Source organism: Haloarcula litorea (assembly GCF_029338195.1).
Taxonomy (GTDB): domain Archaea; phylum Halobacteriota; class Halobacteria; order Halobacteriales; family Haloarculaceae; genus Haloarcula; species Haloarcula litorea.
Map to the genome: position 1 here is coordinate 2967531 of NZ_CP119779.1, position 19972 is coordinate 2987502.

Below are 19972 nucleotides of genomic sequence, written 5' to 3' on the forward strand. Positions count from 1 at the left end.
AATAAGCGTGTCGCTCGCCGCGGGGATCAGTCGTCGCTCGCGCTGCCCTCGCCCAGCGACTGGACGTCCAGCCCGTACTCCTCGGCCCGGTTGCGCCAGAACTCCTCGTATCCCTCCTCGGTCTCCGAGACGGTGCGCTGTCCGTCCTGCACGCGGTCGATCTTGATGTCGACCTCCTCGATGAGCCGCTCCGCGACGTCGTTCGAGAGGACGCCGTTGCGCATCGCGTCCATCAGCACGCTCTTCTCCCGTTGCAGGACCTGGCGCTCGCCGGAGAGGATCTGCTCCTGGCGGAGCTCGGGGTTGTTCTCCATCAGCGTCGCGATGGCCTCGCTCAGCTGCTCTTTCTCCCGGCTGTACTCGGACTCGAACTCGTCGTAGACGCCCTGCGGGATCGCGCCGTCGGCGTGGAGTTCCTCCGCGGCCTCCAGCGCGGCGTCGACGGCCCGCGCCCGCCCGACCAGCAGCTCGAACAGCTCCTTGGAGTCGCTCCGGGTGACGATGTCCAGCCGGTCGAGGAGGTTCGACATCGTGAGCCCCTGGACGACCAGCGAGAACGCGGCGACGCCGAACACCATCGCGCGCAGTTCGGTCCGCAGCGGCGTCTCCGGCGGCAGGCCCAGCACCAGCGCGATCGGGATCGACGCGTGGAGGCCACCCCAGACCATCACGTGCTGGTACGTGAACGGGACCGCCGGCTCGGTGAGGCGGTTCGCGACGGCCGAGAGCGGGTAGACGACGGCGGCCCGACCGGCCAGCACCAGCGGGATCGCGACGGCGATGAGGTGGGCGTTCCCGACCAGCTGCGCCAGCGGCGTCGTCACGCCGATCATCAGGAAGATGAACGTGTTGACGATGAACGCGGCCGTCTCCCAGGTGTTGAACACCGCGATCTTCGTCTGCGGGCTCATCGCGTACTCCGCGCCCTGATTGCCGATGAACAGGCCCGCGACGACGCAGGCGATGACGCCCGAGAGGTGAAAGCCCAGCACGTCCGCGGCGTAGTGTTCCGCCAGCAGGAACGACCCGTACGCGAGGATGATCGTCAGCACGATCTCGGTCATCTGGTCGTCCAGTTCGTTCATCACCGAGTAGGTGAGGACGCCGAGGGCGAGGCCGACGAGCAGGCCGCCCCCCGAGACAAGCGCGATGTCGACGAGCAGGCCCCCGATGCCGGCGACGGTGAACAGCTCCTCGGTCCCGGACCCGCTGACGACGTAGCCCAGCAGCGCCGAGAACAGCACGACTCCGACCCCGTCGTTGACGAGGCTCTCGCCCTCGACCAGCACGGAGAGGCGGTCGGGCGCGCCCAGTTCCTCGAACAGCGCCAGCACGGAGACGGGGTCGGTCGGCAGGATCATCGCGGCGAACAGCAGCGCGAGCAGGAGCGAGAAGCCGGGGAACAGCTGCGCCCCGACGAAGCCGACCAGCGAGACCGAGGTCAGGAGGCCGACGATCGCCAGCAGCAGTATCGGCAGGAGGTTCCGGCGCAGTCGCTCCAGGTCCGTCGTCGCCGCGCCCTCGAACAGCAGCGGCGGGAGCAAGACGAGCAGGATGAGATCGTGAGAGAGCTGGATCTCGACGGTGACGCCGATCACGGAGGCGACGAACCCGGCGATGAGCAGGGCGATCGTGTAGGGGAACCGACCCACCTTCGCGACGAACACGCCGACCCCGGCCGCGATGATGAAGACGGCCAAGAGGTCGGCCAACAGATCGACTGGGATGCCTCCCTGTGCCATTGTCCGCGTTCCGGCGGTGAGTCAGTTAAGTCTGCTCACCGCGTGTGCAACCCCGCACTCTCGTGGGCGGGCGAGCCACGCGGTCAGCGACGAGCGATCGCGGTCCCGGGCGGACGGTAGCGTCGGACTACCGCGCTCGGCGGCGACGACCATCCGCGTTGCCGGCGGCTAACTTTGCGCACGTACCGTGAACCTCCGCGGGATGTACGAGCGACTGCTGCTGCCCTACGACGGGAGCAACGAGGGTCGACGCGGCGTCGAGCACGGGATCGAGCTGGCGGCGGCGCTGGGCGCGACGGTCCACGCGCTGTACGTCGCAAAACTGCCGGACGCGCCACGGGCGCTGTACTACGACGAGGACGAGGACGAACTGATCGAGCGGTTCCGTGACCACGGCGAGGAACTCACCGCCGAGGTCGCCGAGATGGCCGAGGCGGCCGGCGTCGACTGCGTCACCGCGGTGACGTTCGACAGTCCCGCGGCGGGTATCGTCGAGTACGCCGAGGAGGAGGGGATGGACGCAATCGTGATGGGGAGCGCATACACCGGGGCGCTCCGGGCGCTGCTGGGCAACACGACGGACAAGGTCGTCCGCAGCGCCACCGTCCCGGTCATCACCCACCGGATACGGCAACACGAGCCGGACGGCGACTGACCGGGGCGCGTCTCCCCCGCTACTCGTCCCAGTACTCCATCTCCGCGTCGCGGTCCAGATACGTCGACAGCGACCGCTCGGCGCTGTCGCCGCCCGGTGCGGCCCCGGCGTACAGCCCGACCATCCCCCGGTCCGGGTACACCGTGACGTCCGGCTCGTCCATCGTCGACACCATCAGCAAGGAGAGCCCGTCGTCGCCGGCGGCCAGTTCGTGGGCGCTCTCCTCGCCGGCCGGCAGCGCGACGTAGTCGCCCGGTTCGAGGGCGTGTTCCTCGGCGTCGGGACCGAGCCAGAGCGTGCCGCCGCCCTCGCGGACGAAGAGCGCCTCCTCGTTGCCCTCGTGGTAGTGCCGGAGCCAGAGCTTCTTGCCGGGCGGGACCTCGTAGAGGCTCGCGCCGAGTTCCTCGCCGCCGGCGGCGGCCCCGATCTGCTTGCGCTCGAACGTCCGGTCGCCGTGCTCGTAGTCGGTCGCCTCCAGATCGCCCTCGTTGACGGGGCCGTCGCTCATACCCGAACGCAGGGCTGGACCGCTGAAAAAGCCCGCTCCTCTACAGGTCCTCGCCCAGCGCCGACAGCGTCGCGTCGAGGACGGCGTCGCGCTCGCCCGCCAGGAAGCGGACGGAGCCGTTCCGGACGCTCCGGGTCGCGACGCCGCCCTCTGGGACGGCGTCGGCGACCGCCTCGGTCAGCTCGTGGAGGTCCACGTCCGCGTCGGTCCGGACGTACAGCGTGTCCGTCGCGACGCCGACTACGGCGTCGACCTCGTCGCGGATCGAGCGGTGGAGCTCGTCCAGCAGGAGCGCCTCCGGCGGGAACTCGTACTGGTGGGTGTAGGCGTCGGTGTCCAGCACGGCGATCTCGTGGTCAGCGACGGTCTCGTGGTCGAGGTTGGCCTCCGCCGTCGCCACCTCCGTGTCGGTCTTCTCTCGGAACTGCTCGGCGACGTGGCCGGCCAGCCCGCCCACGTCCTCCTCGTCGTCGCCGAACACGAGGTCGGTGATGAGCTCGCGCTTGTCCTCGTAGGACTGGTAGTGGGCCTCCAGCGCGACGGCCTCGCGCAGTTGCGTGACCGCCTCGTCGTCGTAGCCGGCCTCGCTCGCGGCCTCGCCGTAGGCCTCGGGCGTGTCCTCCCAGAAGCTCACCGCCGGCAGGTGGCCCAGGTCGGCGCGCACGTCGTCGTTGACGTGTGCGGCGACGTTGGCGGCCAGCGCCGTCGCGGTGGTGTCGGGGGCCTCGGCGACGCTCGGGGAGACGACGGCGTCGACCGCGTCGACGACCTCGTCGTCCACGTCCACGTCGTCGACGACGACCGTCGGCGCGCCGTAGACGTCCAGCAGGTCGAAGCCGTCGAGGCTCTCGCGAGTGCCGCCCGCGGCGACGAAGACGAACAGGGGGAGCTGTTCGTCGTGGCGCGCGCGGTTGTCCAGCATCGTCGTCGTGTCGTTGGTGGCGTCGTCCATGTCGTAGACGCCGCCCTCCAGGGGCCGCCGGTCGAAGTAGTGGTACTGCGCGTCCGAGCGGCGGTGCTGATCGGTCACGAGCGGGAGCGTCGCCCGCTCCAGCGCGGCCCCGGCGAGGTAGCCGTCGGCCGTGTTGGCGTGCCGGACGATGACGGGGCGGTCGGTGAGGACCGCCTTCCGGATCTGGGTGGCGGCCTCGACCAGTTCGTCGGAGAGCGCCTCGACGGCCGGGTCCTCGGCCAGCGGCTCGACGGCGTCGGGCCGGGCCTCGTCGTCGAGTGCGTCTGCGAGGCGCTGTTCGACCTCGTCGGCCTCCTCGTCGTCGAGGACGTCGAGGGCCTCCGTCTCGATCTGGAGTTCGCCGCGGCGGCGGCGCACCTCGCCGTCGAGGCGGACGAAGTCGCCCTCCTCGACGTCTGGGTAGGCGCGGACGCCCGCCTCGACGAACGCGGCACAGTCGACGCTCCCCGTCTCGTCTTTGAGTTCGAACACCGTCGGCCCGGAGGTCTGTCGGACGCCGACGACCTCGCCCTCGAGGCGGACGTCCGCCTCCTCGCGGTCGGCCAGCGAGGCGATCGTGACGCGCTCGGGGGCGTCCGTCTCCGCCTCTTCGGCCGCGTCCGCGTCGGGGGACGGCTCGTCGCTGGACTGCTCGACGACCGCCGCACCGCCGTCGGTCGTGGAGCCGGCCCCCGTCGTGGTGCCGACGCTCCCGCCCGCACCGTCGACCCGGTCCGCGTCGCCGGCCTGACTCACCGCGCCGGCGGTGGTCCCGCTCTCGTCGGTCGCGTCGGTGGCCTGCGCGTCGGGGTCGGCGGCCGTCCTGCTGGCGTCGTCGTCCGCGGCGGCTTCCTCGCGGCCGGCGGTGTCGTCCTGCTGGCCGGCGGCGCTGACCGCGCCCTCGTCGCCGCTCGGGTCCGCCGCGACCTCGGCGTCGGGGTCGGCGGCCGTCCTGCTCTCGGAGCCGGCGTCGGCCGCCGACTCGTCGGGGGACCCGGTGGACTCCCGGCCCCCGTCAGCGTTTCCCGAGGCGTCGGCCTCGGCGGCCGCCTCCTCGTCGTCCCGCAGCGTCGAGTGACCCACGTCGGGGTCGTCGATCAGGACGCCGCGGAACTCGTCTTCGGACTGGCGGATCGACCAGCCGAGGTCGATGTTGCCGTTGTCGCGGACGTTCTTCACCTGGACGTAGACGGTGTCGCCGGAGTCCCAGTCCAGGGAGTCGAGTCGCTGGTCCAGTTCGCTCCGGTGGAGGAGCCCCGTGACCGAGTCGCCGATGTCGACGAAGACGCCGAACTCGGCGAAGCCGTCGACGCTGCCCTCGTAGTAGCGGTCGACCGTCAGTTGATTCGGATTGTCGCCTCGGAACTCGAACACGGCGTCCTCCTCGTGGAGGTCACAGATCCGCCCCTCGACGGACGTGCCGCAGATGATACACGAACCCATTACGCGGCAAGAGCGGTTCGCGCCTAAAACTGTTGTCGAATTACGCGCGCCGGTCGGGACGTGTCCGACGCCCCTTCACTCGAACACGCCGCTCTCCGACTCCAGCGCTTCGAGGCCGCTCGCGACCGCCCGCGCCTGTTCGGGGAACAGCGCGACCTCCACCTCGCTGCCGTCCTCGTCCTCGAAGGCGAGTTTCACGCGCTTGTCGCCGTACTCGCGCACGTCGACGCCCTCGACGTCGTACAGCTTCACCGTCGCCGTCTTGTTCGAGGGGCCGACGTGTTTGAACGCGCCGTCTTTCAGTTCCAGCATCAGGTCGTCGATGTCGAGACTGAGCATACGGGCGAGTCGACGGGCCGAGGGGGCAAAAGCGTCGGCGGCCGTGTCAGCCGGCGAGGGTCAGCAGCGCGTCGACCCCGCGGAAGCCGTAGCCGAAGACGATCGCGACCGGGAGCGCGGCGACCGCGGCCGCGACGCCGAGCCTGAGTTCGTGTATCACGGCGGTCCCGACGACGTACAGCGCCGCGCCCCACGCGGTGACGACGACGCGCAGCTCTGGCGATGGCAGGCCCGCCAGCACGCAGGGAGCCATCGCGTAACAGAGGACCTGGACCGTCTCGCTGATGCCGCCGCGGTCGGGCGCGACGGGAATCAGCAGGACCGTCTGGAGCGCCGCCGAGAGGTGGACCGTCGCCGGCGTGACGAAGACGACGATGCCCAGGAGCGCGAGAGCGGCGATCCCCGGCGAGAACCCCCCGATGGCCGGGTAGGCGAACGGGCCCGTCGAGACCAGCCCCCGCTCTGCGAGTTCGACGACGGCGAACCGGCCCAGCTCCTCGACGAGGACGACCAGCGCCGCGAAGACGAGCCCGGGAGCCTGGTCGCCCGGCGCGACGCCGGTCCGGAAGAACCGCCGGGGTCGGACGAGCACCTCCGCCCACGCGCGGAGGACGGCGACCGGTCCCCTGTCGCGCCCGCCAGTCGGGTTCTCGACCCACTGAGTCACGGTGGGGTGTCGGGGCGCGGCAGGTAAGTCGGTTGCGAGTTCGGGTCCGGCGACGGGGCGGGACCGCTCCCGTCAGTCGTCGGCACCGACGTTCTGCGCGGCCTCGAAGCACTGCGGGTCGGGTTCGATGTTGGCGTACTTCACCGCCTCCTCGCCCAGCGTCGCCACGCGCTCCTCTGTGCCCTCGTCGACGAAGGCACCGTCCTCGATCTCGTTTCTGGCCTTCGGGATCGCGGCCTGGTGGGGGATGACCCAAGAGCCGAGCGCCCGACAGACCGCCCGGAGGTGGTCCAACGCGGTGATCGGGAAGCTCCCCCCGGCGACGGCAAGCAGCCCGACGGTCTTGTCCTCGAACTCGTCGAACCCGCAGTAGTCCAGCGCGTTCTTCAGCGGCGAGGCGTACGAACCGTGGTACATCGGCGTCCCCAGCAGGATCGAGTCGGCGTCCCGGACGGCCGCAGTGAACGCCGGTGCGTCGCCCGCGTCCCGGTGGTCCGCGTCGAAGACCGGCAGGTCGTACTCACGGAGGTCGAGCAGTTCGGAACTCGCGCCGTGGGATTCCGCCTCGTCGAGTGCCCGTCGGACGCCCACGCGGGTATAGCTCCCGTCCCGCAGACTCCCGACGATCCCGACGACGTGTGGTGGTGCCATACGCCCTCGAAGGCGTGCCGACCGTTTAGACCCGGCGGAACGGGCCGCACTCGGGGCCCGTCGGCTCTCGGGCCGCTACCGCGCCAGCGCGACCACCGTCTCCCCCTCGCGCTCCTCGACGGCGACCAGTCCGTCGTCTCGGAGATCGCCGACGAGGTCCCGGAGCCACTCGCGGCCGTGGTCGCCGTCGGGGGCGTAGTCGACGCGCACGCGCGGACCGAGGTCGTCGAGGGACAGCTCGTCGTACTCGCCGAGGACGTTGACGACGCGACCCCGCATCTGTCGTCGGCTCCCCTCGAAGTCGGGCTGTTCGGGCACGTCCGGCGCGGTGAAGTCGCCCGTCTCGTAGGCGTGACACCACTCCCGCCACGGGCACCCCGCGCCGTCACAGGCCGGCGTCTTCGTGCAGGCGACGCCGCCCAGTTCCATGACGGCGTTGTTCCAGACGCGGGACTCGCCGTCGGGCATAAGTCGCTGTGCGGCCGCCTCGAAGGCAGCGTCGTTGTCGGGCACGTCGAAGGCGCGGTGCAGCACCCGCTTGACGTTGGTGTCGACGACGGCGTCGCCGTTGTCGAACGCGAACGAGGCGACGGCGTTGGCGGTGTAGGGGCCGACCCCCATCAGCTCCGAGAGGCCGTCCGGGTCCCGGGGCCACTCGCCGTCGCGCTCGTGGACCACCTGGGTCGCGGCCTCGTGGAGGTACTTCGCGCGGTTGTTGTACCCCAGCGAGTGTGCGGTCCAGAACCCGACCACGTCGGCGCGGTCGGCGGCCGCGAGGTCCGCGGCGGTCGGCCAGCGGTCGAGGAAGTCCACCCAGGCGTCGACGACCCGTTCCAGCTGTGTCTGCTGGCTCATCACCTCGGAGACGAGGATCTCGTAGGGGTCCTCGGTCCGTCGCCACGGGAACTCCCGGTGGTCGCTCTCGTACCACTCGATCAGCGCCCGCTGGACCGCGCTCGGGTCCTCGGGGATCGCACCGTCGCCGTCGGTCGTACCCGCCTCGTCGCTCATCGGAACTGCGTTCGGCCCGGGTGCGCTTGTGGGTGGCGGTCCCGGTCAGGCGTCGTCGGCCCGTCCCCACTCGAACGCGTCCGTCTCCGTGTCCGCGTCCCCGGACTCGCTCACGTCCGCGAAGACGAACATCGCACCGCCCTCGTAGGTCGCGTCGAGGTAGCACCGCCAGCCGTGGGCCTCGGCGACGGAGTCGACGATAGAGAGCCCGAGGCCGGTCCCGTCGTCGCTGGTCGTGTGCCCGTAGTCGAAGACCTCGTCGATCTCCTCCGTCGGGACGCCGGGGCCGTCGTCGGCGACGTAGAAGCCGTCGGCCAGCGTCCCGACCTCGACGGTGACGCCGCCGGCGTGGTCGACGGCGTCGTCGGAGGCTGCCCGCTCCTCCGTGGAGCCGTGTTCGACGCTGTTGCGAAAGAGGTTCTCGAAGGCCCGGAGCAGGCGGGAGCGGTCGGCCTCGACGGTCCGGTCCCCCGTGACCGCGAGCGTGGCGTCGCCGCTGTCGACGTGGTCCCAGGCCTCGCGGGCGACGGACTCGACGGAGACCCGTTCGGTCTCCCGGGCGGCCTCGGCCTCCCGCGTCAGGGTGAGGACGTCGTCGATGATCGCCTCGATGCGGTCGTGAGCCCGTGCGAGTTTCTGGACGTGGTCCCGGAGATCGGCGTCGTCGTCGAGCCCGTCCAGACGGGCCGCGAGCAGTTCCGTGTGGCCGCGAGCGACCGCCAGGGGGTTCCTGATGTCGTGGGAGAGCGTCGACGCGAACTGGTCGAGCCGGCGGTTCTGTCGCTCCAGTTCCGCCTTGGACCGTTCGGCCACCTCGCGCGCCTCGTGTGCGCCCTCCACCTGTGCGCGCAGCGCGTCCCGCGTCTCGGCCAGCGCCGCCGCCAGCCGGCCGAACTCGTCTGTCCGGTCCGTCGAGAGGTCGGTCTCGAACGCCCCCGACCCCAGGTCGGTCACCCGGTCCCGGAGGTGAGCAGCGGGACGAACCGCGGCCCGATGGACGGCGACGCCGGCGACGGTCAGCGAACACAGCGTCACGGCGACGACGAGCCCGAGCGTCAGTCCGAAGACGCCGGCGGGCCGGGCGACGCCTCCGCGATCGGTGGCGGTGACGACGGTCCAGTCCGTTCCGTCGACCGGCGCGTACGCGACGCGTCGGCCGCCGTCGGTCCGGACCGTCCCGGGGCCGTCCGCGTCGAGGCGGTTCGCACCGACGAGTCGGCCGACGCCCCCGCGTGCCGGATCGAAGACCGGATCGCCCGACGATCCGACGACGGCCGTCGTCGTCCCCGGCCCGCCGAGCCGGGTCGGGTCGAACTGCCCGACCAGGACGACGACACCTCCGCCGTCCGGGACCGGACTGGCGAACACCAGCGTCTCGTTCCCGGCGTGGTCGTAGCCGCTCCGCGTGGTCACGACGGACTGTGCGGGGCCGTCGCTGGCGGCTCCGACGGCGCGCTGCCAGGCGGAACGAGCGGTCGCGAGCGACGACCCCCGAACGGGCTCGTCCGTGCTCGCCGCGACGGTCCCGCCGCCGTCGTCCGTCCGGACGTAGTAGACGCCGGCGACGCTGTCCGTCGCCCGCGTCGAGACGCCGGTCAGGTACCGCTGTGCGCTCGTGGCGTTGCCGTCGGCGATCGGTCCCGCGGCCGAGAGCAGTCGGGTCTGTGCGGCCAGGCCGGCGCGCCAGTCGCCGACGCTCTCGGCCCGGACGGACGCCGCGGTGTCGAGGGACCCGTCGGAGGCGACCGCGCCGACCCCGTAGACGTACCCGCCGGCCGCGGTGAGAACCGTCAACAGCGCGACCGCGGCCAGTGTGACGGCGACGGTCCGCGGGAAGTCGCGACTGATAACGCGGGGCAGCACCGATCGCGGACGACCGGGGGGCTCGCCGTCGGCGGACGACGCCCCCCGCGCGGCCCGACGGCTCGAACTACGGTCCTCGTCGCCCCGTTCGCTCATACGCCTCCCGTCACGGATCGACCACCTGTCGCGCGCTCCTGCGGTAGTGATTCGTTATCAATCTTAAAATTTGTCATACGAGTGTCCGGTGAACCGATCGACAGGTGTCGCGCGACCCCGCTGTGGGCCTCACCGACCCCGAGTCGGAACACGTTTCCCCGTCCTCGGCCTCGGGTCGGACATGAGTCTCGACGACCTCCAATCGGCTGTCGAGGAGGAGTACGCCGCGCTGGGCGACGAACAGGCGGTCGCGCTCGACCGCGAGACCCGCAACGAACTGGCGATGCTGTCGGTGGCCCTGGACCCGGAGGACACCGACGAACTCGTCCGTCGGGCCGTCCACGCGTTCTTCCAGTCGGTCGTCGACCGCGGGACGCTTGACTTCCACCTCCGGTCGGGGTACGACTGTACCTACGACGAGTACCTCTCAGGGATGACCTTCGACGAGATGACCGGTGGCGACCAGTTCCCCCAGCAGCAGGGCGACCCCGACGACCGCCGCTACCAGTTCTAGAGCAGGAGCGCGGCCGTGACGAGGGTCGCGCCGGCCAGCACCACGCCGCTCCACAGCGCCACCCGCGAGGCGAACCGTCGGTCCGGGCCGGGGGCGGTCAGGGCCGCCTTCACGAGGATGCTCGCGGCCGTCGCGACCAGCACCGCGACCGTCGCCGTCTCGCCGTCGATGGCTCCGCCCCGGTACAGCAGGACCGCCGAGGTGGTCGCGCCCGCGCTGGAGACCAGCCCGCTGAGTGCGGCCGTGACGTAGAGCCCCGCCGTCCCGAAGCGTCCGCTGGCGACGGCACCGAGGACGACCACCAGCAGGAACACGCCCCCGAAGGTCAGCGCGTTCCGCAGCGAGAACGGACTGTCGAGGTCCATCTCGACCTGTTCGTCCCAGTCGGCCGCGTACGCGGCGACCGCGATCGCCCCGACGATGACGACGCCGAGCGGCAGAACGGCCGTGGTCAGCGGGCCGGTCTCCAGCGTGAACACGAGCGTGATGAGCAGGTTCCGGAGTGCCATCGCGGCATCGGCGAGCAGGATCGCCGCCAGCGCGTACGACGACGCCGCGGGGCGCTGCCGGACGTGGTCGAGCATCGTCCCCACCACCGCCGTCGAGGACGCCAGGCCGCCGAAAAAGCCCGTGACTGCGACGCCGCGGCCGCCGTAGCTCTGGACGACGGCGTAGTTGACGATCCCGATCCCGGCCACGAACACGACCATCAGCCAGATGACGCGCAACTCGACGGTGACGGAGACGAAGTCGCCCGGGATCGCGACCGGCTCGGCCGGCAGGAGGGGGTAGACGACGAACGCGAGGATGGCGAACTCCGTCGCCGCACGGACCTCCTCGCGACTCAGCCCCCACGCGAAGCTGTGGAGTTCGCGCTTGAGCACGAGCAGCAGCGACGACAGCACTGCGACGGTGACCCCTTCGAGGACGAAGCCGCCGGCGACCAGCGCGCCGACCCCGTAGGCCACGAGCATCGAGACGGAGGTCGTCAGCGAGAGCCCCGACCGCTCGTCCGCGAGGAGCCCCTGGACCGCGAGCAGGACGCCCTGCACGATGACGAGCACCCCGCCGACGACCAGCAGCACCTCGCTCTCGACGACGGTGAACACCGCAGCCAACAGGCTGATGAGCGCGAACGTCCGGATCCCCGCGGCCTTCTCCGACCACTCTCGCTCCAGACCGAGGAACATCCCGAGCGCGCCGGCCAGCAGGATGCGTATCACCGTCGCGTCCGTCGCCGCCGCGCCGAGCTGGGCCGGGAACTGCATGGTGGCACGTCCCCGCGGCCGGACAAAAACGTGTGGCCCGCCGTCGCGGCTCTCCGCGAGTCGAGCCGGTTCGACGCCATAGCTTTTTGCGGACCGCTGTGGAAACGCTACGCATGGCCGTAGGCGACGACGTCGACTGGCCCCGGGCGTTCTGGGTGGGGTTCGGGGTGGTGCTGGCAGCGGTGTTGCTGTTCGTCCTCTACTCGTTCGTCGGGACGTTCGTCTTCGGGGTGTTCCTCTACTACGCCACCCGACCGCTGTACCGACGCCTGTACCGCCGGATCAGGCAGCGCACGCTGGCGGCGCTGGCCGCACTGGCGCTGCTGGCGCTCCCGGTGCTGGTGTTGCTGTACTACACCATCGCCATCGCCCTCCAGGAGTTCGAGCGGTTCTCACAGACGGCCGACCTCGGTCCCTACGCGAACGTGGTCGACCCGTACCTCAACGTCTCGGACGTCGTCCAGAACCCGCAGGCGCTGCTGTCGGACGCGGGCGGCACCAGCATTATCGTCGACTCGCTGTCGCAGTTCCTCGACTACCTCGGCCTGGTCGGGACGGGCCTGGTCCACGCCTTCGTGATGTTCGCCGTCGCCTTCTACCTCCTCCGTGACGGCCCCCGCCTGGCCGAGTGGGGGAAGGGGTTCCTCGACCACCGGGGGGCGCTCGACCACTACTTCCGCGAGGTGGACCGCAGTTTCCACAAGGTGTTCTACGGCAACATCCTCAACGCCATCGTCACGGGAGCCATCGGCGCGATCACGTTCAACCTCGTCGACTTCGTCGCACCGGCCGGGATCGGCGTTCCCTACCCCGCGCTGACGGGCCTGCTGGCCGGTGCCGCCAGCCTCATCCCCATCATCGGGATGAAGATCGTCTACGTGCCGATGGCGGGGTACCTGGCCGTGCAGACCGCGTTCGGCGGCGAGCAGTGGTGGTTCGTCGGCCTGTTCGTCGGCGTCGCGTTCGTCGTCGTCGACACGATCCCCGACCTGCTCGTCCGGCCGTACGTCTCCAGCGGCGGCGGGTTCTCGTTCGGCCCGTTCGGCAGGGCGACCGCGGGCGAGCCGGCCCGAAACGGCATCCACACCGGCACGCTGATGTTCGCGTACATCTTCGGGCCGTTCCTCTTCGGGTGGTACGGGATCTTCCTCGCGCCGATGATCCTCGTCCTGATCCTCCACTTCGGGCGGTTCGTCCTCCCGGAACTCGTCGAGGGTGCACAGATACGACCGCAGGCGGTGGACCCCACGAACCTCGTGGGCGAGGACGTCGGCGACCGGCCGGTCGACGGGGAACTCGACGGCGTCGACGAGGAGTCGACGGCCGTCCCACCGGGGCCGACCGGGTCCTCTGAGGAGGCGGGCGACGACTGAGGCCGGCTAGAGGTCGACGTACTGGTCTTCCCAGTCACGCCGGGCGTCGATCTCGCGACGGCCACGCCGTGTGAGCGTGTAGAAGTTCGTCCGTCGGTCGCGCTGGCCCTTCTCGACGAGGCCCTTGTCGACGAGGGTGTCGAGGTTCGGGTAGAGCCGGCCGTGGTGGATCTCCTTCTCGTAGTACTCCTCGAGTTCCTCCTTGATCGCGAGCCCGTGTGGCTCCTCCTGCCCGGCGATGACGTAGAGGAGGTCGCGCTGGAAGCCTGTGAGGTCGTGCATCGCTACGGTCTACGTTACAATTATTGTCTAAATCGTTTAAATATTTCGTACCGGAGGGGTTCCGATCTGTCTCCGTGTCTCCGTGGAAAATCAGACAGACATCGCTCTGCTACGTCGGAACGAATCATCTCCGGTTCGAGTCAACTTTCAATCATACCGACGGAGGTGACGGCGACGGTATTATCTAGTCGTATCACCAACAGGAGGTATGCCCGAAGAGACGCTCTTCGAGACCGAACAGCGAATGGATCGCACCGGCGTCGCCGACTACCTCCGCTCGCTCGCGGACTCGCTCGACGGCGACGGCCCGGTGACGCTGCGCGCCGGCGACTCGTCGATCTCGCTCGACCCGCCGGCGGAAGTCGAGTTCGAGGTCAAAGCCGAACGCGAGGGGCCGGCCGACGGCGACGGCGAACTCAGTATCGAGGTCGAACTCGAGTGGCCGGAGAACGCGCCGCGCGACGGTACCGACGACTCGCTCAGCATCGAGTGATAGACCGGCCGCCGTCGAGTCGTACCAAGCGAAGTAAGTGGAAGGCGGTCGCGGAAAAACGCGACCGCCTGCCGCCCTGAATTGGTCCCCGCTGACGCTTCGGCCCTCCAAGCGAAGCGTCACTTGGTCCGATGGGTGTGAGAAACTTAAATGTACCGGCACCCGCTCGTTGGTGTTAGTTTCCGAACCGAAACGGCGTGAAATCCCTCAGATGTGCTCTTCCTCCAGAACCCAGCCCAGCGCGCGCTTGTAGTGGGTGAACAGCATCCGGACGCGCTCGTGGTCCATCTCCTCGCTCTCCAGTTGCTCGGTCAGGAACTCGTACTGCTCTCTGATCTCGGCCTCGTCGCGCATACCGGCGGTTGGGTCCCCTCGCGGAACAAACTTCAGGCCGGACGGCCCACGATCACGTATGAAGATACGGGGCGACCGCGAGTGCCAGGACTGCGGGACCCGGTGGTCGTACTACGACACCGGCAGCATCGCCTGCCCGGACTGTGGGAGCGTCCACAGCGTGGGAGTCGACGACCGGACGGAACACACCGACGCGCCGGTCGAGTTCGATCTGACGGCCGTCCGGAACCGCGTCGACGCCGACCCGCTCGAAGACGTGGCCCGCGCGGCGGCCGAGGAGTGTCGCGAGTACACGCGCAAGCGCGGATTCATCGACGCCGGGACGCTCCAGCCGCTCGACGAGACGTTCGTGGCGGCGACCGAACTCCAGCACGTCGCCGACCACGTCGCTCGCGAGATGCGTCCCGACGACGCGATACAGCGCCACTTCTACGACCTGCTGGGGGGTGCCGACGACGGGGAGCGGCCGGCCGCCGACGAGGTGCCGACGGCGCTGCGGTCCCCGTACGGCCTCGCGATGGCGGCGGCCGTCGAGGCCTACCAGCGCGACGTGCGGACGTACCTCGACGCCCACCCGGACGAGCAGGCCCGGCAGCTCTCGGGCCGCGTCCGCGACCACCGCAAGCGAATCGAAGCGCTGGACGGCGACGTCGATCCGGGCGACGCGAACCGACTGCTGCACGCGGCCCGTGATCTGGGTCGGTTCGCCGCCGGCGAGGAGAGCGCATACGTCACCGCGGACAACTGGCTGAGCGGGCTGGAGTCGTCGGAGTGACTACCTGACACGCCGGAGCAGGTCGCCGTCGAGACAGTTCTCCGGGAGGTCCCGTTTCCACGCCACGCGCTCGATGTCCTCGTCGGCGAGCCCGGGGTTCGAGGCCAGGTCGGTGCTCTCCGGCGTCGCGCGGTAGGTGCCGAAGTGGAACTCCGTCTCGCGGGCACCGTCCACGAGGGTCACTTCGCTCACGGCGAGCAGCTCGTCGACGCCGACTTCGACGCCCGTCTCCTCGCGGACCTCTCGGACCAGCGCCGCCTCGCGCGTCTCGGCGGGCTCGACGCCGCCGCCCGGGAGCTTCCAGATGTCGTCCTCGTACACGAGCAGCGCCCGGCCGTCGTCGTCCTCCGCCAGCGCGCCGACGCCCCACTCCAGCCCCGCCTCGACGCGCGTCCGGACGGCGTCGAACGTGGTCGCGTCGACCGCCCTGGTGACCCGCCGGGTGTAGACTCCGTCCCCGAAGGCGTTCAGCGACGGCATCTCAGGGCAGGTCGACGTCGACACCGTGTTGCAGGCCCGCGGCCTTGACGGTGTTGTACAGCAGCATCGCGCGGGTCATCGGCCCGACGCCGCCGGGGACGGGCGTGATCGCGCCGGCCTTCTCCTTGGCGCTGTCGAACTCGACGTCGCCGACGAGTTCGTACCCCTTCTCGGTGTCCGCGTCCACGCGGTTGATGCCGACGTCGATCACGGTCGCGCCCTCCTTGATCATCCCGCCGTCGATCATCTCGGGGACGCCGGCGGCGGCCACGAGGATGTCCGCCTGACGGGTCTTGGCGGCCAGGTCCTTCGTCCGGGAGTGACACACCGTCGTCGTCGCGTTGCCGCCCGGGGCCTTCTGGACGAGGAGGTTCGCCATCGGCTTGCCGACGATGTCCGACCGGCCGACGACGACGGCGTCCGCGCCCTCCGTCTCGACGCCGGCGGCCTCGATGAGCTTCTGGACGCCGTGGGGCGTACAGGGCTTGTAGCGGGCGTTCCCGGCGACGAGGCGGCCGACGTTCTCCGGGTGGAAGCCGTCGACGTCCTTCACGGGGTCGACGGCCCGCAGGACCTCGCGGTCGGAGACGTGGTCGGGGACCGGCATCTGGACGAGGATCCCGTTCACGTTCTCGTCGCCGTTCAGGTCGTCGATGGCGTCGTACAGTTCGCTCGCGTCCGCGTCGGGGTCGATCTCGATGTCGATTGCCTCGATGCCCACCTCGGCGCAGTCGTCCTGCTTCATCGAGACGTACGTCTCGCTGGCGGGGTCGTCGCTCATCAGGACCGTCGCCAGCGACGGCTGGACGCCTTCCTCGGCCAGCTGGTCGATGGCTGTCGCGAGGTCGTCCCGGATCGACTGTGCGACGGCGTTCCCGTCGATGATCTCCGTCATCGGCTAGAGCGGGACCCGCGGGATAGAAAAGCGTCACCATAACACAGCAGCCACGGACTCCGGGGCCGCTTTCCCCCGCACCGCGGTCGCTCAGTCGTAGAGGGTGTACTCGTCGGTCAGTTCGTCGACGCGGTCGCTGACCTCGGCGACGACACTCTCCTCGCCCGGCGCGTCGACGACCTCGTAGATCAGGTCCGCCACCTCCCGGCAGGCCTCCTCGTCGAAGCCCCGCGTCGTCAGCCCGGGCGTCCCCGCTCGGATCCCCGACGGGTTGAACGCCGACCGCGTCTCCCCCGGTACCGTGTTCGCGTTCAGCACGATCCCCGCCTCCTCTAATGCCTCCTCGACTTCCTTGCCGGTGGTGTCGGGATGGGAGGGCCGCAGGTCGATCAGCACCAGGTGGTTGTCCGTCCCGCCCGAAACCAGGTCCAGGCCGTGCTCTTGCAGGCGATCGCCCAGCGCCTTCGCGTTTGCCACGGTCTGTTCGGCGTACTCGTCGAAGGCTGGGGTCAGCGCCTCGCCGAAGCCAACCGCCTTGCCCGCCACGTTGTGCATCAGCGGCCCGCCCTGTGCGCCCGGGAACACCGCCGCGTCGACGTCGTCGGCGTACTCCTCGTCGCACATGATGATCCCGCCCCGACCCGCCCGGATCGTCTTGTGCGTCGAGCCGGTCACGAAGTCCGCCACCCCGACCGGCGACTCGTGGACGCCCGCGGCGACCAGGCCCGTGATGTGGGCGATGTCCGCGAGGTGGTAGGCGTCGGCGGCGTCGGCCGCCTCTTGAATCCGCTCGAAGTCCACTTCCCGCGGATAGGCGGAGTACCCGGAGACGATGATGTCGGGTTCGAACTCCTCGGCGTGCTCGCGGAGCCCCTCGTAGTCGATGTAGCCGGTCTCGGGGTCGACCTCGTACTGCTCGACGTCGTAGACCTGGCCGGCGAAGTTCGCGGGATGGCCGTGTGAGAGGTGGCCGCCGTGGGTCAAGTCCAGCGAGAGGATCTTGTCGCCCGGCTCCAGCATCGCCAGGTAGACGCCCATGTTCGCCTGCGAGCCCGAGTGCGGCTGGACGTTGACGTGTTCGGCACCCCACAACTCCTTGGCGCGTTCGATGGCGAGGTTTTCGACCGCGTCGGCGTACTCACAGCCGCCGTAGTAGCGCTCGCCGGGATACCCCTCGGCGTACTTGTTGGTCAGTTCGGAGCGCTGGGCCTCCATCACCGCTTCGGAGACGTGGTTCTCGCTGGCGATCATCGCCAGGGTGTCGTTCTGGCGGGCCCGCTCGCCCTCGAGGGCGTCGGCGACGGCCGGATCGACCTCGCGAACCGTGTCGTAGGTCATGTCTCTCCCTCGGGAAGCAGCCGTCAATAAACTACCCTTTGGCCCCGCTGTGTGTGAATCGTTCGCAGCCGATCGGTCGTCCGACCCGAGGCGAAAAGAATTGACTCGGTTTCCAGTATATATTTATCCGATAGGGACAGAGAGCCGAGCGAATGGTTCGCACGGGGGTACCGGGCGTGGTGGCCGACGGGTGGGCCGCCGCGTCCGGCGGGTCGGCACACGCCGACTACCGCGATCGGGTGGTCGAACAGCTCACCGAGGTGCGTGACGACGGCGGTGACCGGGTCCCACGGCCGGTCTCGGAATGTGTCACCGGCGAGGCCGACCGGCTCGTACTGCCCGGAATGGACGTGACGGTGACGGCGCTGGACTGTGACGCGCAGTACCAGCTCGCCACCGCGTCCGAACTGCCGGCTGGTCCGTTTCTCCTCACCGGGACCGTCGAGACCGGCACGGGAGAGGACCCACTGTCGAGCGACCGCCTCGAGGTCGTCGTTCGGTTCGACGGGCCGGCGTCGTTGCGGCCGACCTGCGACGGGACCGTCCTGTCGATGTGGGAACCGACGCGGGTCACGGTCGGGTTCCGACCCGTCGCCAGCGGGCCACCGCGGGTGCAGGTACCCCGGTCGCCGGCGGGGCTCGCACGCGGCATCTCCGCGATGAGCGCCGCCCACCGCACTGCCGGCCCGTCCCGGTCACACCCCGACCGGCGGGACCACCCGCCGGTCCTCACACTCGGGGAGTCCGTGGCCGTCCCGGACGCGGTCGCCGACAGACGCCACGAGACCGGCATCGAACTCCGGCTCCCCCGGGACGTGGACGCGCTGTTCGTCGGCGCGCCGCTGGCGTACTACCTCGGCGCGACGGTCACCGTCGGGGACCGGGTGCGACCGCTGCTGACCGCCGGGGACGCCGACGTCCGCCACGAGTTCGACCCGCTCCCGCGGTTCCAGGAGCAGGCCGCCGACCTGCTCAGGCGGGTGTTCTACCTGGACTGCCTCGTCAGGTCGCTGAAGCCCGAGCGGGACCCCGACCTGCTGACGGCCTGTTCGCTGACCCCGGACGCGGTCCGCTCGCTCTCCCCCGGCGGTCGGCTGGCCCGCTACCTGCGGACGCCGGCGGAGACGGTCCGGGCGGCGCTCCCGGAGTGGCACCTCACGACGCACGCCCGGCCGTCGCTGGAGCGCGCTCGCTGTCTCCCCTTCCTGCTGGACAAGCTCAGCCTGGTCTACCGCTCCGACGGGGTCGAACTCGACCACGCCGACCTCCTCGACCGGACGCTGACCGACGCCTTCCCCACCCGGGGGAGCGCGCCGGCCTCGACGAGGGTGGAGCCCGAGGTCGGGAACGGCCGGGTCAGCGCGTGGCTGGCACCGGGCACTCCGGTCGACGCGTACAAGACGATGCCGACGGCCTACGAGAACCAGTACCGGTACGACGGCCGGGACGCCGAACACCTGCAGGTGTCTGTCGTCCTCAACGACTCGTCGATGAGCGACGAACACGGCGACGTGAGCGACATCTACCAGTCCGCGTCGCTCCCGCTCGACGTCGACGTCGCCGAGCGGCTGACGACGGCGGAACTGGCCGCCACGTTCGAGGCCGACACCGACTTCGTCCACTTCATCGGCCACTGTGACGACGACGGGCTCCGCTGTCCGGACGGCGGGCTCGCGGCAGCGCAGCTCTCGCGGTCCCGCACGCGGACGTTCTTCCTCAACGCCTGTGGCTCCTACGAGGTTGGGCTGGGCCTCGTCGAGCGGGGATCGGTCGCCGGTGCGGTGACGTTCGCCGACGTGCTGGACCGCCACGCCGCGACGGTGGGGACGGCCTTCGCCCGGCTGTTGAGCGCGGGGTTCAGCATCCAGCGCGCCCTCCAGCTCGCCCGGCGGCGAATCGTGATGGGGAAAGACTACGCCGTCGTCGGTGACGGGACCTACGCGTTGTTGCCCAGCCCGGCGGAGCCGACTGTCGTCTGGGTCCGGGAGACGGCCGACGGGTTCGACATCGCCTGCGAGGCGGTGACGCCGGAGGCCGGAGAGCGACACCGGCTCCCGTTCGAGGGCGAGGTCGCGCTGAACGGCCGCCGGCGGGAGCTGTCGGTCTCCCGCGAGGCGGCCGTCGAGGCCCTCGGCTCGGTCTCGGTCCCGGTCATCTACGACGGGGAGTTTCACTGGTCCGACGACCTCGTCTCCCGGCTCGACGGCCGGCCGTAACCCGCGGTCGGTCGACGGCGATCCGGTGGTCACTCGTATCGAGCTGCTTGCCACCTA

The 19972-nt window shown here is 70.2% G+C and carries 20 protein-coding genes; 6 read left to right on the forward strand and 14 right to left on the reverse strand.

The window, feature by feature from the left end; translation table 11 throughout:
• Nucleotides 1–26: 26 nt before the first annotated feature.
• A complete protein-coding gene (locus P0592_RS15850) occupies nucleotides 27–1742 on the reverse strand; it encodes a cation:proton antiporter (RefSeq protein ID WP_276271880.1) in 1716 nt (571 codons plus the stop codon).
• A 202-nt stretch (nucleotides 1743–1944) separates the two neighbouring features.
• Between P0592_RS15850 and P0592_RS15855 the strand changes: the two genes are divergently transcribed.
• The gene (locus tag P0592_RS15855; RefSeq protein ID WP_276271881.1) at nucleotides 1945–2397 is read left to right on the forward strand and encodes a universal stress protein; all 453 of its coding nucleotides are present in this window, start codon (nucleotides 1945–1947) and stop codon (nucleotides 2395–2397) included.
• 19 nt (nucleotides 2398–2416) lie between these two features.
• Here the strand turns inward: P0592_RS15855 and P0592_RS15860 are convergent, their stop codons facing one another.
• The 7 genes from P0592_RS15860 to P0592_RS15890 all read right to left on the reverse strand — a co-directional run bounded on the left by P0592_RS15860 (nucleotide 2417) and on the right by P0592_RS15890 (nucleotide 9831).
• On the reverse strand, nucleotides 2417–2905 hold the full coding sequence (locus P0592_RS15860) for a cupin domain-containing protein (RefSeq protein ID WP_276271882.1): 489 nt from the start codon (nucleotides 2903–2905) through the stop codon (nucleotides 2417–2419).
• A 40-nt stretch (nucleotides 2906–2945) separates the two neighbouring features.
• Complete coding sequence (locus tag P0592_RS15865; protein ID WP_276271883.1) at nucleotides 2946–5300, reverse strand: OB-fold nucleic acid binding domain-containing protein; 2355 nt, start codon at nucleotides 5298–5300, stop codon at nucleotides 2946–2948.
• Nucleotides 5301–5375: 75 nt separating this feature from the next.
• Nucleotides 5376–5639, reverse strand: coding sequence for a hypothetical protein (locus tag P0592_RS15870; RefSeq protein WP_276271884.1), 264 nt, complete (start codon nucleotides 5637–5639; stop codon nucleotides 5376–5378).
• 46 nt (nucleotides 5640–5685) lie between these two features.
• Nucleotides 5686–6306 carry a YIP1 family protein gene (locus tag P0592_RS15875; protein ID WP_276271885.1) on the reverse strand — a complete coding sequence of 207 codons (621 nt, stop codon included), beginning with the start codon at nucleotides 6304–6306 and terminating at the stop codon, nucleotides 5686–5688.
• A 72-nt stretch (nucleotides 6307–6378) separates the two neighbouring features.
• A complete protein-coding gene (locus P0592_RS15880) occupies nucleotides 6379–6957 on the reverse strand; it encodes an NADPH-dependent FMN reductase (protein WP_276271886.1) in 579 nt (192 codons plus the stop codon).
• A gap of 75 nt (nucleotides 6958–7032) precedes the next feature.
• Complete coding sequence (locus tag P0592_RS15885; RefSeq protein ID WP_276271887.1) at nucleotides 7033–7968, reverse strand: HhH-GPD family protein; 936 nt, start codon at nucleotides 7966–7968, stop codon at nucleotides 7033–7035.
• A 45-nt stretch (nucleotides 7969–8013) separates the two neighbouring features.
• Complete coding sequence (locus P0592_RS15890) at nucleotides 8014–9831, reverse strand: sensor histidine kinase (RefSeq protein ID WP_276271888.1); 1818 nt, start codon at nucleotides 9829–9831, stop codon at nucleotides 8014–8016.
• A gap of 277 nt (nucleotides 9832–10108) precedes the next feature.
• Between P0592_RS15890 and P0592_RS15895 the strand changes: the two genes are divergently transcribed.
• Entirely contained in the window at nucleotides 10109–10441 is a 333-nt protein-coding gene (locus P0592_RS15895; RefSeq protein ID WP_276271889.1) for a ribbon-helix-helix protein, read from the forward strand.
• Here P0592_RS15895 and P0592_RS15900 read toward each other — a convergent pair.
• Nucleotides 10438–11709 carry an MgtC/SapB family protein gene (locus P0592_RS15900; protein WP_276271890.1) on the reverse strand — a complete coding sequence of 424 codons (1272 nt, stop codon included), beginning with the start codon at nucleotides 11707–11709 and terminating at the stop codon, nucleotides 10438–10440. The genes P0592_RS15895 and P0592_RS15900 overlap by 4 nt on opposite strands.
• A 113-nt stretch (nucleotides 11710–11822) precedes the next feature.
• Here P0592_RS15900 and P0592_RS15905 point away from each other — a divergent pair, with 113 nt between their 5' ends.
• A complete protein-coding gene (locus P0592_RS15905) occupies nucleotides 11823–13082 on the forward strand; it encodes an AI-2E family transporter (protein WP_276271891.1) in 1260 nt (419 codons plus the stop codon).
• 6 nt (nucleotides 13083–13088) lie between these two features.
• On the opposite strand, the gene P0592_RS15910 is transcribed toward P0592_RS15905, so the two are convergent.
• Nucleotides 13089–13364, reverse strand: a complete 276-nt coding sequence (locus tag P0592_RS15910) for a PadR family transcriptional regulator (protein ID WP_276271892.1) — start codon at nucleotides 13362–13364, stop codon at nucleotides 13089–13091.
• A 208-nt stretch (nucleotides 13365–13572) separates the two neighbouring features.
• Here P0592_RS15910 and P0592_RS15915 point away from each other — a divergent pair, with 208 nt between their 5' ends.
• On the forward strand, nucleotides 13573–13857 hold the full coding sequence (locus P0592_RS15915; RefSeq protein ID WP_276271893.1) for an amphi-Trp domain-containing protein: 285 nt from the start codon (nucleotides 13573–13575) through the stop codon (nucleotides 13855–13857).
• 207 nt (nucleotides 13858–14064) lie between these two features.
• Here P0592_RS15915 and P0592_RS15920 read toward each other — a convergent pair whose 3' ends face one another.
• Nucleotides 14065–14211 (reverse strand): hypothetical protein, encoded by a 147-nt coding sequence (locus P0592_RS15920; protein WP_276271894.1) that lies wholly within the window; start codon nucleotides 14209–14211, stop codon nucleotides 14065–14067.
• A 58-nt stretch (nucleotides 14212–14269) separates the two neighbouring features.
• On the opposite strand from P0592_RS15920, the gene P0592_RS15925 reads away from it, so the two are divergent.
• Nucleotides 14270–14986, forward strand: coding sequence for a DUF7117 family protein (locus P0592_RS15925; RefSeq protein ID WP_276271895.1), 717 nt, complete (start codon nucleotides 14270–14272; stop codon nucleotides 14984–14986).
• Here the strand turns inward: P0592_RS15925 and P0592_RS15930 are convergent, their stop codons facing one another.
• The 3 genes from P0592_RS15930 to glyA all read right to left on the reverse strand — a co-directional run bounded on the left by P0592_RS15930 (nucleotide 14987) and on the right by glyA (nucleotide 17699).
• On the reverse strand, nucleotides 14987–15466 hold the full coding sequence (locus P0592_RS15930; protein ID WP_276271896.1) for an NUDIX hydrolase: 480 nt from the start codon (nucleotides 15464–15466) through the stop codon (nucleotides 14987–14989). It abuts the gene before it with no gap.
• Nucleotide 15467: 1 nt separating this feature from the next.
• Nucleotides 15468–16361: a bifunctional methylenetetrahydrofolate dehydrogenase/methenyltetrahydrofolate cyclohydrolase gene (locus tag P0592_RS15935; protein WP_276271897.1), complete on the reverse strand. Its 894-nt coding sequence runs from the start codon at nucleotides 16359–16361 to the stop codon at nucleotides 15468–15470.
• 90 nt (nucleotides 16362–16451) lie between these two features.
• Nucleotides 16452–17699, reverse strand: a complete 1248-nt coding sequence (gene glyA, locus P0592_RS15940; RefSeq protein ID WP_276271898.1) for a serine hydroxymethyltransferase — start codon at nucleotides 17697–17699, stop codon at nucleotides 16452–16454.
• Between the two features lie 152 nt (nucleotides 17700–17851).
• Between glyA and P0592_RS15945 the strand changes: the two genes are divergently transcribed.
• Nucleotides 17852–19915, forward strand: a complete 2064-nt coding sequence (locus P0592_RS15945) for a hypothetical protein (RefSeq protein WP_276271899.1) — start codon at nucleotides 17852–17854, stop codon at nucleotides 19913–19915.
• Nucleotides 19916–19972: the final 57 nt, after the last annotated feature.

Bases quoted from the DNA above. Each gene is read 5' to 3' on its own strand.
- P0592_RS15850 (WP_276271880.1), bottom strand. From the start codon at position 1,742: ATGGCACAGGGAGGCATCCCAGTCGATCTGTTGGCCGACCTCTTGGCC.
- P0592_RS15855 (WP_276271881.1), top strand. From the start codon at position 1,945: ATGTACGAGCGACTGCTGCTGCCCTACGACGGGAGCAACGAGGGTCGA.
- P0592_RS15860 (WP_276271882.1), bottom strand. From the start codon at position 2,905: ATGAGCGACGGCCCCGTCAACGAGGGCGATCTGGAGGCGACCGACTAC.
- P0592_RS15865 (WP_276271883.1), bottom strand. From the start codon at position 5,300: ATGGGTTCGTGTATCATCTGCGGCACGTCCGTCGAGGGGCGGATCTGT.
- P0592_RS15870 (WP_276271884.1), bottom strand. From the start codon at position 5,639: ATGCTCAGTCTCGACATCGACGACCTGATGCTGGAACTGAAAGACGGC.
- P0592_RS15880 (WP_276271886.1), bottom strand. From the start codon at position 6,957: ATGGCACCACCACACGTCGTCGGGATCGTCGGGAGTCTGCGGGACGGG.
- P0592_RS15885 (WP_276271887.1), bottom strand. From the start codon at position 7,968: ATGAGCGACGAGGCGGGTACGACCGACGGCGACGGTGCGATCCCCGAG.
- P0592_RS15895 (WP_276271889.1), top strand. From the start codon at position 10,109: ATGAGTCTCGACGACCTCCAATCGGCTGTCGAGGAGGAGTACGCCGCG.
- P0592_RS15900 (WP_276271890.1), bottom strand. From the start codon at position 11,709: ATGCAGTTCCCGGCCCAGCTCGGCGCGGCGGCGACGGACGCGACGGTG.
- P0592_RS15905 (WP_276271891.1), top strand. From the start codon at position 11,823: ATGGCCGTAGGCGACGACGTCGACTGGCCCCGGGCGTTCTGGGTGGGG.
- P0592_RS15910 (WP_276271892.1), bottom strand. From the start codon at position 13,364: ATGCACGACCTCACAGGCTTCCAGCGCGACCTCCTCTACGTCATCGCC.
- P0592_RS15915 (WP_276271893.1), top strand. From the start codon at position 13,573: ATGCCCGAAGAGACGCTCTTCGAGACCGAACAGCGAATGGATCGCACC.
- P0592_RS15920 (WP_276271894.1), bottom strand. From the start codon at position 14,211: ATGCGCGACGAGGCCGAGATCAGAGAGCAGTACGAGTTCCTGACCGAG.
- P0592_RS15925 (WP_276271895.1), top strand. From the start codon at position 14,270: ATGAAGATACGGGGCGACCGCGAGTGCCAGGACTGCGGGACCCGGTGG.
- P0592_RS15930 (WP_276271896.1), bottom strand. From the start codon at position 15,466: ATGCCGTCGCTGAACGCCTTCGGGGACGGAGTCTACACCCGGCGGGTC.
- P0592_RS15935 (WP_276271897.1), bottom strand. From the start codon at position 16,361: ATGACGGAGATCATCGACGGGAACGCCGTCGCACAGTCGATCCGGGAC.
- glyA (WP_276271898.1), bottom strand. From the start codon at position 17,699: ATGACCTACGACACGGTTCGCGAGGTCGATCCGGCCGTCGCCGACGCC.
- P0592_RS15945 (WP_276271899.1), top strand. From the start codon at position 17,852: ATGGTTCGCACGGGGGTACCGGGCGTGGTGGCCGACGGGTGGGCCGCC.